The sequence below is a fragment of the Ruegeria lacuscaerulensis genome (assembly GCF_013031245.1).
Taxonomy (GTDB): Bacteria; Pseudomonadota; Alphaproteobacteria; order Rhodobacterales; family Rhodobacteraceae; genus Ruegeria; species Ruegeria lacuscaerulensis_C.
Map to the genome: position 1 here is coordinate 348,952 of NZ_WPZL01000003.1, position 8,729 is coordinate 357,680.

At 55.2% G+C, this 8,729-nt stretch carries 8 protein-coding genes; all 8 read right to left on the bottom strand.

Annotated features, from left to right (window positions below):
* Positions 1 to 41 precede the first annotated feature (41 nt).
* Positions 42 to 947, bottom strand: a complete 906-nt coding sequence (locus GOX66_RS06425) for an ArdC family protein (protein ID WP_170760761.1) — start codon at positions 945 to 947, stop codon at positions 42 to 44.
* A 339-nt stretch (positions 948 to 1,286) separates the two neighbouring features.
* Positions 1,287 to 2,144: an ATP-binding protein gene (locus tag GOX66_RS25580; RefSeq protein WP_214652576.1), complete on the bottom strand. Its 858-nt coding sequence runs from the start codon at positions 2,142 to 2,144 to the stop codon at positions 1,287 to 1,289.
* A gap of 6 nt (positions 2,145 to 2,150) precedes the next feature.
* A complete protein-coding gene (locus GOX66_RS25585; RefSeq protein WP_214652578.1) occupies positions 2,151 to 2,975 on the bottom strand; it encodes a helicase HerA domain-containing protein in 825 nt (274 codons plus the stop codon).
* 2 nt (positions 2,976 to 2,977) lie between these two features.
* On the bottom strand, positions 2,978 to 4,183 hold the full coding sequence (locus GOX66_RS06435) for an SIR2 family protein (protein WP_170760728.1): 1,206 nt from the start codon (positions 4,181 to 4,183) through the stop codon (positions 2,978 to 2,980).
* Entirely contained in the window at positions 4,180 to 5,373 is a 1,194-nt protein-coding gene (locus GOX66_RS06440; RefSeq protein WP_170760729.1) for a GIY-YIG nuclease family protein, read from the bottom strand. Before GOX66_RS06440 ends, GOX66_RS06435 begins: the two co-directional genes overlap by 4 nt.
* Positions 5,366 to 7,417 (bottom strand): DEAD/DEAH box helicase, encoded by a 2,052-nt coding sequence (locus tag GOX66_RS06445; RefSeq protein ID WP_170760731.1) that lies wholly within the window; start codon positions 7,415 to 7,417, stop codon positions 5,366 to 5,368. Before GOX66_RS06445 ends, GOX66_RS06440 begins: the two co-directional genes overlap by 8 nt.
* Before the next feature lies 1 nt (position 7,418).
* Positions 7,419 to 8,288 carry a hypothetical protein gene (locus GOX66_RS06450; protein WP_170760733.1) on the bottom strand — a complete coding sequence of 290 codons (870 nt, stop codon included), beginning with the start codon at positions 8,286 to 8,288 and terminating at the stop codon, positions 7,419 to 7,421.
* Positions 8,285 to 8,729, bottom strand: a 445-nt coding sequence (locus GOX66_RS06455; protein ID WP_336509433.1) for a type IIL restriction-modification enzyme MmeI, incomplete at its 5' end; no start/stop codon positions are given. The genes GOX66_RS06455 and GOX66_RS06450, both read right to left, overlap by 4 nt.

Below are 8,729 nucleotides of genomic sequence, written 5' to 3' on the forward strand. Positions count from 1 at the left end.
TTCCTTTCTTTGAAAATTGATGGGGGTGGCCGAGCCGCCGCTTACGCGGCGACTCCTTCCTGCTGCTCGGTTTCTTGCTCTTGGAAGCTGTGTAGGTAATCCGCTGCCTGCTGTGCGTGCGCTGCCGCGCTAAAGATTGCCCGCTTGTCATTCTTCAAGACTTTCAGCCAGCTCTGGATATACGCCGCGTGATCTGTTCCGGCTTCGGGCGTCAGGGACAGATCGGCACAAAGGAAAGCTGCGCCAAGCTCGGCAACAAGTTCTTCTCTTGCATAACCTTCATCACCCCATTTTTTGCGTCCGAAGTCGCGATCAAGGCGGCTCTTGTGCTTTGTCCAGTGGGTCAATTCATGGGCAAGGGTCGCGTAGTAGCTTTCAGGGCTGCGGAAGCTCTCGAAATAAGGCATTTGCACATGATCTGTGCCGCCGCTGTAATGGGCAGAATTCCCGCCATGGCGAATATCTGCGCCTGTGGCTGCAAAGAAGGTTTCGGCGTGTTCGATCCGCTCGGCAGGATCAATCACGGGTTCTGGCTTGGCATAGAAATGCTCTGGCAGTCCTTCGATCTGCTCCACGTTGAACACGCTATAGCCTTTCATGAACGGGATTTTCCGTTCTTCTTCGCTGCCGTCGTCCTGTTCTTCTGTCTTGGTGATGGTGTTGGCATAAACGACCAGATTGCCGCGTTCGCCCTTGCGCACATGCGCCCCGAATTCCTTGGCTTGGCGGTAGGTCATCCAGAATGGGGAGAGATAGCCGCCTTCCATCGCCGCACCCCAGAGCATCAACACGTTGATGCCGTTATAGGGCATGCCGTTGTGACGGAGCGGCTTGATAATCCGCCCTTCCATGTTTCCGGCTGACCACGGCTTGAGCCATGTCAGTTCGCCTTGCTCAAGATCGGCAATGATCTTGTCTGTCACTTTTTGATAAATGTCTTGTTTCATTGGTCTTTTCCTCCTCTTTAAAAGCCGGTTGCGCATGCAACCGGACTAGGCCCGCGCCAATGAGCGGGGGGAGACCGTCAGGACCGCAGACAGCGGAGGGGGATCACCCGCCCTGCACAAACGCAGAGCGGAAGGACGGGGATACCGCTGGCTGCGCCCGCAACCAATGTGAAGGGCTTGGTCTTGACGGAGGACGGGGTCGCAGACCCCAACAAAAGAAAGAACGTCAGCCCGTCAGGGCTGGCAATAAACGCGCAAGGGATGGACGCCGCTTGGCCGAGACCGCCAAAGGCGGGCTCGGTTCACGACAGCCCGCCCCGCAGGGGTGCGCCGAGAAACCTACCACAGGGCAATATCTGTGGAGTCCGGCTCAGAATCCGGCAGCAATACCTGAACAGGCATGGTCATGGGAGTATCAAGACCAATTACAAGGGCTTCTCCCTGTCCGAGTATTGGAAGGAAAGCTGCCGCTGAAGCATCGAGGCTACCGCAAGCTCGCTCTACGATCTGACGATCTTTCTCGTTTATCAGACGATGCACGATGAACATCCCCATCTGGCTTAAAACGTCCTCGGGGATGTCGCGAGGGCGCTGCGTCGATAGCACAGTCAGCAGACCATACTTCCGGCCTTCTTTGGCGATCAGGCCGAACGACTCCAGCCGAAATCGGTTATAGTCGTCGCCAACTGACTTGTTAAGAAACTGATGCGCTTCATCGAGCACGGTCAACACTGGCTGCGCTCGAAATGCGCCAGAGCGCGCTTTGGTCAGCAAATAGCGCCCGAAGCCGTTAGCCACCAGTTCGCGTGTATTGTGCTCAAAGGGTAGGTCTTCCATCGAAATTCGCAAGATGCTTTGATCTTCATTGGCGAGGAACTCGTCAAGCACTGCCGTAAGATCGTGTGCTCCAGCAGGCGCGAAAATACATGCCATCTCTCGCGAGGCAATTTGAACAGCGATACGACTGACGAGTGTTGTACAATACCCCCGACTGTTCTGGTCGTAACCTCCCCAGCTATTGGCATTGCCACCGTGAGCGGTCGGCCAGACACATTCTTCATAAATTTGATCAGGTAGCTTTGTGATATCGTAGATAGCGCCAGGCTCCCGTATGCCCGCAGCGTGTTGAGCGAGCGCGGCGTTGAACGCGGCCTTCGCAGCGTTTGCCTTTAGTAGAAGTCCATTGTTGTTTGCCAATGCGGGCTACAACGCGAGAAGCTTCAAGCTAATCAGAGCTTCGCGAAGTTTCGGTGACTGTGATCCTCCGCTCGGTTGAAACATTGCGAAGAGATCACTTTCCGACAAATGGCGGTAAGGGAAAGAGACAAACTCTCGTTGATCATCGGCATCCACAGGTTCACCACCCAAGTAAACATGTCGCACGCGCTCATTGAGCGTGTGAAATTCTCCGCTTGGATCGAACAGAATTGCTTTGCCGTGGTTACGCGCGACTTCTCCAAGCATGCGGGCAACGGTCCAACTCTTCCCACCGCCTGTTGTACCAAGCACAGCACAATGGCGTCCAAAAAGTGCGGACGGTGCGAAAGTGACGTGCGTGGTGGGTGATGAAGGCACATGCGCAAGGTCAACATGCCGATCCTGATCGCCGCGGCGATCTTCGATCGCATGCTTTACTAGGTCTGGATGTGCCGCGTAGGCGTACTGCCCGATACGCGGATGCTCGGGAACACCACGGACGGTCTCGCCGGAGGCCAATTCGATCGAGAGCAAAAGCTGCACGATACCGACGGGATTTACGGGCGTCTTCGCGTTTTCTCGTGATGGCTCAACGGTCAGTCTCTCTCCCTCGGGCAGGCGTACCTGAGTTAAGCGGCCCAAGACCGCATGTGTCTCGCCTTCAATTAGAACGAACTCTCCAACTTCGCCCCTTCCGATACGATGCCCAGAATAGCTGGATGATGCGGCGGCATAACCATGAGGCAAATTTAAACGCACAGACGCGGGCTCGATTTGCGTGACGGACCCCAAGTATCGCTTTGTCTCGAATGGCGCAGTCGGAAGTGACATGATCACCCCCCTCGAACGGCGCGGACCCGTTCGACGTGACGCTCCAAGTCTGTCATTGCCGTCAGATCGGGAACAATGGGTACAATGTCTTCAAAGGTTGCGCCAATCATAGACAGGCGAGCATCGCCCTGATTGATCAGTTCCGAAATCTTGGATAGATGTCCGTTCGCCCCTGAGTGTTCCTGCACATTTGGCGAAACTACAACAACCTTCAATGCCAGATTGGTCTCGATTGCGGCAAGGATGGGCTCAGCGATGTGATTGTCATTGAAACCAAATCCAACGACAAGCAGCCCCGTGTCGCGTTTCCGAATTGCAGACTGGAAGGACGAAATCATTTCTAGATAGGGTTGCGCGAAAGCTAGCTCATATTTGGTGTTTCGCGGGTAAATAAGGAGTGGCCTGTCTGCGCTTGGAACCCTATTAATTTTGCTGGCATCTTCATCGAACTCCCAATCTATTGAGCCGTGGATCTTGTATAATTGGAATAGATTTTCGATGTAGTCTGGCGCATCCGACTCGCTACCGCGACGGACGATATCATAAGAAAAGTGCATCGGATCAAATGTCGACGGCTGCGAGAGCGTAAATCCGTCCATTACAACGAAGCCAGCACGCTGCCCCGCATGCTCGAAACACCGATCATAATTGGTGGTGAAGAGCCTAAGTCGTTCGCGCCTTACAGAACGTCGAGCGAGCCGTCGAAGGAATGACTCATGCAAGGGCAACTGCTCATTGGAGTCAAGAAAATCAACTTTTCCCCTAATAATCCGCTCCGCATCCGCTATGAAGCGACTAATTTTCTCTTGCTCTTCGCCAGCTTCGAAAGATTCTGCGATCTTAGCTCTAGAAAGTAGTTCTTCGATGTCAGTGTTGCCTTCGGGGTGGCGAGCTATCTGAAGAACTTCATTCCATGTGGGATACCCCTCTCGTGCCTCCGCATAGGCTTGCTGTACGGCTTGCCAAAGTACCCCCATCGTTGGCGCTTTCACGTTGCCGCCGTCATCCTTTACGCAAAGTGACGTACCTAGACCCGTGAGGACGATCAAATTCTTCGAGCGAACGATGTCCGAAAGGACTCTATCGATCTCCTGACGTGCGGGATCAGGCCGATCTCGGCCATCGGCTGCCTCACCTTCAAACTCTTCGGCAGGCTCAGCTTCCTCTTCTAGCCATTCCTGGTTCGTCATGTAAGTCTTGATTCTCATCGGGCTTTCCTCTCCACAAGGCGGGCCTCGTGAGTTTCGTAAGTATAATTCTTGATTGTTCCGTCCTTGATTTTCTCGACTGCTTCATCGATGGCATAGAGAGGCACTAAAAACCATTCTCTTGGGACCACTGGTCGCCCGAACCGATCCATGATCTCGATTTCTAGTCGGGCTGGCGCGAATATGCGATGGATGAGGTTTTCAAGCTTGGTGCGGTTGATATTGTAAAGCTCGTAGGTCGCTACGACTTCAACATCCGCCATAAGAAACGTCGATTGCAGCCTAGCTCCTGCAATCCGTTTCTCTACGCTCATGTTTGTGACGCCGATCTTGTGCACAAGATCGCGGTTTTCGGCGACAAGTGGGTGATCAGACTTGCTGCGCAATACATAGATCGTGCCGCTGGCCTCGTCGCCGTCGATCGTGTGATCAGAGAAGAGCGGACCAGCAGTCGGATCGGTGATGCGTCTTCCTGCTTCGTCCTTGTTCAGCGCGCGCTGAAGGGAGCGCATGAGCATGTTGCTCTCCGTTCCGTTGTCGAAGATCACGCGGAGCCTGGCGTCTGTTCGGCCTTGATCGGTCAACGTCATTTCGCCCATCTCTGCGACGTACGCCTTCTGGCCGCCGACAATGAAAAAACGGCCTTTCTCGATTTCGGCTTTCATCTCGAAGGGGCGCGTCTCGCGAAGGCCTGAGGTGAGTTCCTTCTGAACTTGTTCGAAGAGCGGTTTGAAGGTCTCGAAATCTTCGCACTTTTCGCGTCCGGCGACTTCTTCCGCAGCCTTCTTCTCGGCGCTGGATCGGACGTGCTTCAGCACGGTCAGGGGTGACGCTTCAGCCTCAATGCCCAGCTCGGCGAGCAACGCGTCGTCGTCAAGCTCTTCCTCGTTGACCGGAACAGGCTGTGCTCCACGCAAAAGCCCCTGATGATCCAGAGGCTCGACCAGTTCCATGCAATCTTGCTGCTCGCGGATGCGATCTAGGCGCACGGCGTAGAGCCGCTCAAAAATATCGCGGTCCTCGCCATGTTGCGGCGATCGGCCATGCTCTTCCACGAAACGCTGGATTTCTTCGAAGCCTGCGATGATCCGTTCCTCTCGTGGGGTACGGGCTGCGGTCTTCTTTTCTTCGACCTCGACACCCAGCTCGGCGAGAAGGGCATCATCTTCTTCGGTGAACTGCTTAGCCATTTGCGGCCTCCGCCTTCATGCGGGCGAGGAACGCTACACCTTCCGCCATCTTCCGTTCCCAGGCATCCGGCGACGTGATGGAGGGAAGCCTCCCGCGTTCCTGCTTGAATTTTACAGCGCGGCGGGCAAGGTCGCGGGCTTCCTCGGGTGTGAGCTGCACCTTCTTTGCCGAAATGATTGCCTGAACCTGCTTCAGGCTCTCCTCGCTCATTGTCTTCGCGAGGATAGCATAGGCTTCTGCGAATGGGTTGATCCGGTCGATCAGATCAATATCCAGCTCGCGGACATCCATCGCGAACTTGCGCACGCCGTCGATCAACGCCGTGTTGCCCTTTGCAGTGTCGTCATCGTCACTGCCTAGCGCGACCTCTTTTGCCTTCTGGGTCAAGTTCAGTGCAGCGATCGCATGCTGGCGCACGGCTTCTTGATCCTCATCGTCCAGTTCGGGATACTTGTCCTTGATGATCTTGCCCATGCGCACCTGAGTCAGTTCTTCGGGAACCAGCTCTTCATCAAAAAGGCCACGCTCGACGGCGGTTTTGTCCTGAGCAAAGGCGGCAATCACCTCGTTTAGGTCTTGCTGGCAAATGCGCTCGGCTTCCTTGCTCTTGGGTTCGGCGAGTCCCTTGATTTCGATCTGGAACTGGCCGCTTTCTTCGCTGAAGCCGACATTGCATTTCTCGGGATCGTAGCCGCCCTCGCCGTAGTCGAAACCTTCCTGCGGCCCGCTGGCTTGAGCTTTCGGCGTGAAGTTGAAACGTGGGGCGAGGACCGGTTCCATGAGCAAACTCGCAGCGATCGCCTTGAGCGTGTCGTTGACGGCCTCAGTCACGGCCTCTTCGGACGCGTCAGGCTCGGCAATCAGATTCGTGAAGCGGGCGCGCGTCTTGCCCTCGGCATCACGTGTGGCTCGGCCAATGATCTGTACGATTTCGGTCAGGCTGGTGCGGTAGCCGACCGTCAGCGCATGCTCACACCAAATCCAGTCGAAGCCTTCTTTCGCCATGCCGAGGGCAATGATGATGTCCACATAATCGCGATTGTTCTTCTGCGTGGGGTCTTTAAGGGCTGCCGAAACCTTTTCCCGCTTGGCATCATCATCCACGAGGTCGGCAATACGCAGCACGCGGCCTTCCGGTGTCTTCACAAGCTGGAAGCCCGTGGCAGGGTCGGTGCCTTGCCACTCGCCCAGCTCTTCGATGATGTGCTCGACTTCCCTGATCTTGTCCTTCGTGCTCTCGCGCGAATTGACCGAAGGGATGTGAATGATCGTCTTCTCGCTCGAGTCGAGCACTTTCAGGATGTCGTCGGCATAGGGTCCGGTGTAGAAGTAGTACCCGATATCAAGTGTTTTCAGATACTTATAGCCGTTGAGCTGTTCATAGTAAGTGTAGGTCACAGTCTCGAACCGCGCCTCGTCATGGGGTAGCAGCACAGGCTCGGCGTCGCCACGGAAGTATGATCCCGTCATGGCGACTACATGCACCTTGTCGCGCGCGATCAGGTCGGCGAGTTGCGCGCCTAGCTTGTTGTCGGGGTTGGCCGAGACGTGGTGAAACTCGTCCACGGCGACAAGGCAATCATCAAAGGCTTCAACGCCGAACTTTTCGACAGCGTTGCGGAAAGTTGCGTGCGGGCAGACCAAGACCTGATCGGCGCTTTTCAGAAAGGCTCCGACAGACTCCGCCTTACTCCGCTCGGAGCCTGGCGCATTGCAGAGGTTCCATTTTGGCTCGACATGCCAATCAGCCCAGAAGCCGAACTTTGCCAACGGTTCATCGGCGAAACTCGACCCGATCGACTTCTCTGGCACGGTGATGATCGCCTTGCGGACACCCTGATTGTGAAGCTTGTCCAGCGCGATGAACATCAGCGCGCGGCTCTTGCCCGAGGCAGGTGGCGATTTGATCAGAAGATATTGCTCTCCGCGCTTTTCGTAGGCACGCTCCTGCATCGGACGCATGCCAAGCTCATTCGACTTGGTAGAGCTGCCAGTCTGGGCGTACTTTACCGAAACGGAAGGGACATTTTTATCGCTGCTCATCTCAAATTGACTTTCTTTGGTTATATCGGCGGAGGAACAGGCGAGCAGTGACGAGCGAAATCTGTAGTCTGAAAGCCGCGTCTTCCTCCTCGGACAGTCCAGGGTGTCCCCCATGAGGATGCATCCTGTTCATTAATCCTTGAACAAACTGCGGTTTTTGATTGTTGCTATGCCATTCGTTGTAGTCCGAGAGCAGGAACGGCGGTTGCAAGCCACCGAGAAAATCGCGCTTCGCCTTGCTGTCGTCGCTGCCTGTATATCCAAGACCTACGGCCATCTCGTTCAGATAGCTTTCGTAGAAATTTCGCAGCTCGCCATTGGCCGAAGACCATTCACCCCTTTGGAATGCGGACATTGCTTGGCTCAAGTGCCCCTTCGCCACACCGAATCCGTGCCCATCGAGTAACTGAACAATTTCGCTCTCGGCTTCCCTAAAATTCAAACCTGAAACATCTGCGGGGAGCATTCGCGTCAACTCAAGCGCTGTCACCAAACGGTCGCCGCCAAAGAGAGACTCTCGACCGTTCGGGTCCGTAACCTGTTTCTCAACCAGCTCGAACCCGTCAAATCGAAGCCCCGCGACCAATCTCAACCATGCGCCATGTTTGCCGCGCCGAACATTCTCGTCCGCGCCCGTTGCAAGCTCGATCATCGCGCGTTCCAGCGGCTGAAGCCCGTTCAGGGTATGGACGGTTGGGTTCTCATTGATGGCTACGTGCGCCATTGCATTGACCTTTGACTGAACGGAGCCAGACCTACACCTATCTTCGACGCCCCATTGCAGCGCGAGAGAAGTGAATGCAGCCTGCGTTTTCATACCTTCGATAATCTCGGCGGCAGCGACGACGGTCATGCGGTTAAACTCGCTCATGCCGCCCCCTTCGTCTTTGTCACCTTCGTGTATAGCTCGAAGAGCTTTTCGAGGCGCTCTGTATCGTTCTTAAAACGGCGACCGATATAGATGCGTTCAAGCACCTCGTCGTTGCGATCATGCGCGGCGCGCAGATCGGCGGGCATCTTCGCGGGGTCGTAGAGATCGGCAATGGTCGTTGGGAAATGTGCCTCACGAGCTAGAAGAATATTTTGGCTACAACGCTGGAGATCGGCCATATTTTTTTCGGTCAATTTTGGAAGAGGGAAAGAATTGTAAACAATAGTTGCGGCATAACGTACGCCATTGCCGAGACGTCCAGCAACTGTCTCCGCCCAAGCGCGATGTAGTGTGGAGACCAGCACCGCCAGCTCATGCCCGACGGGTGATCCTCCCCCTCTGAAGTGGTCCGCCGTTATGGTTAAGAAAACGGAGGAACCA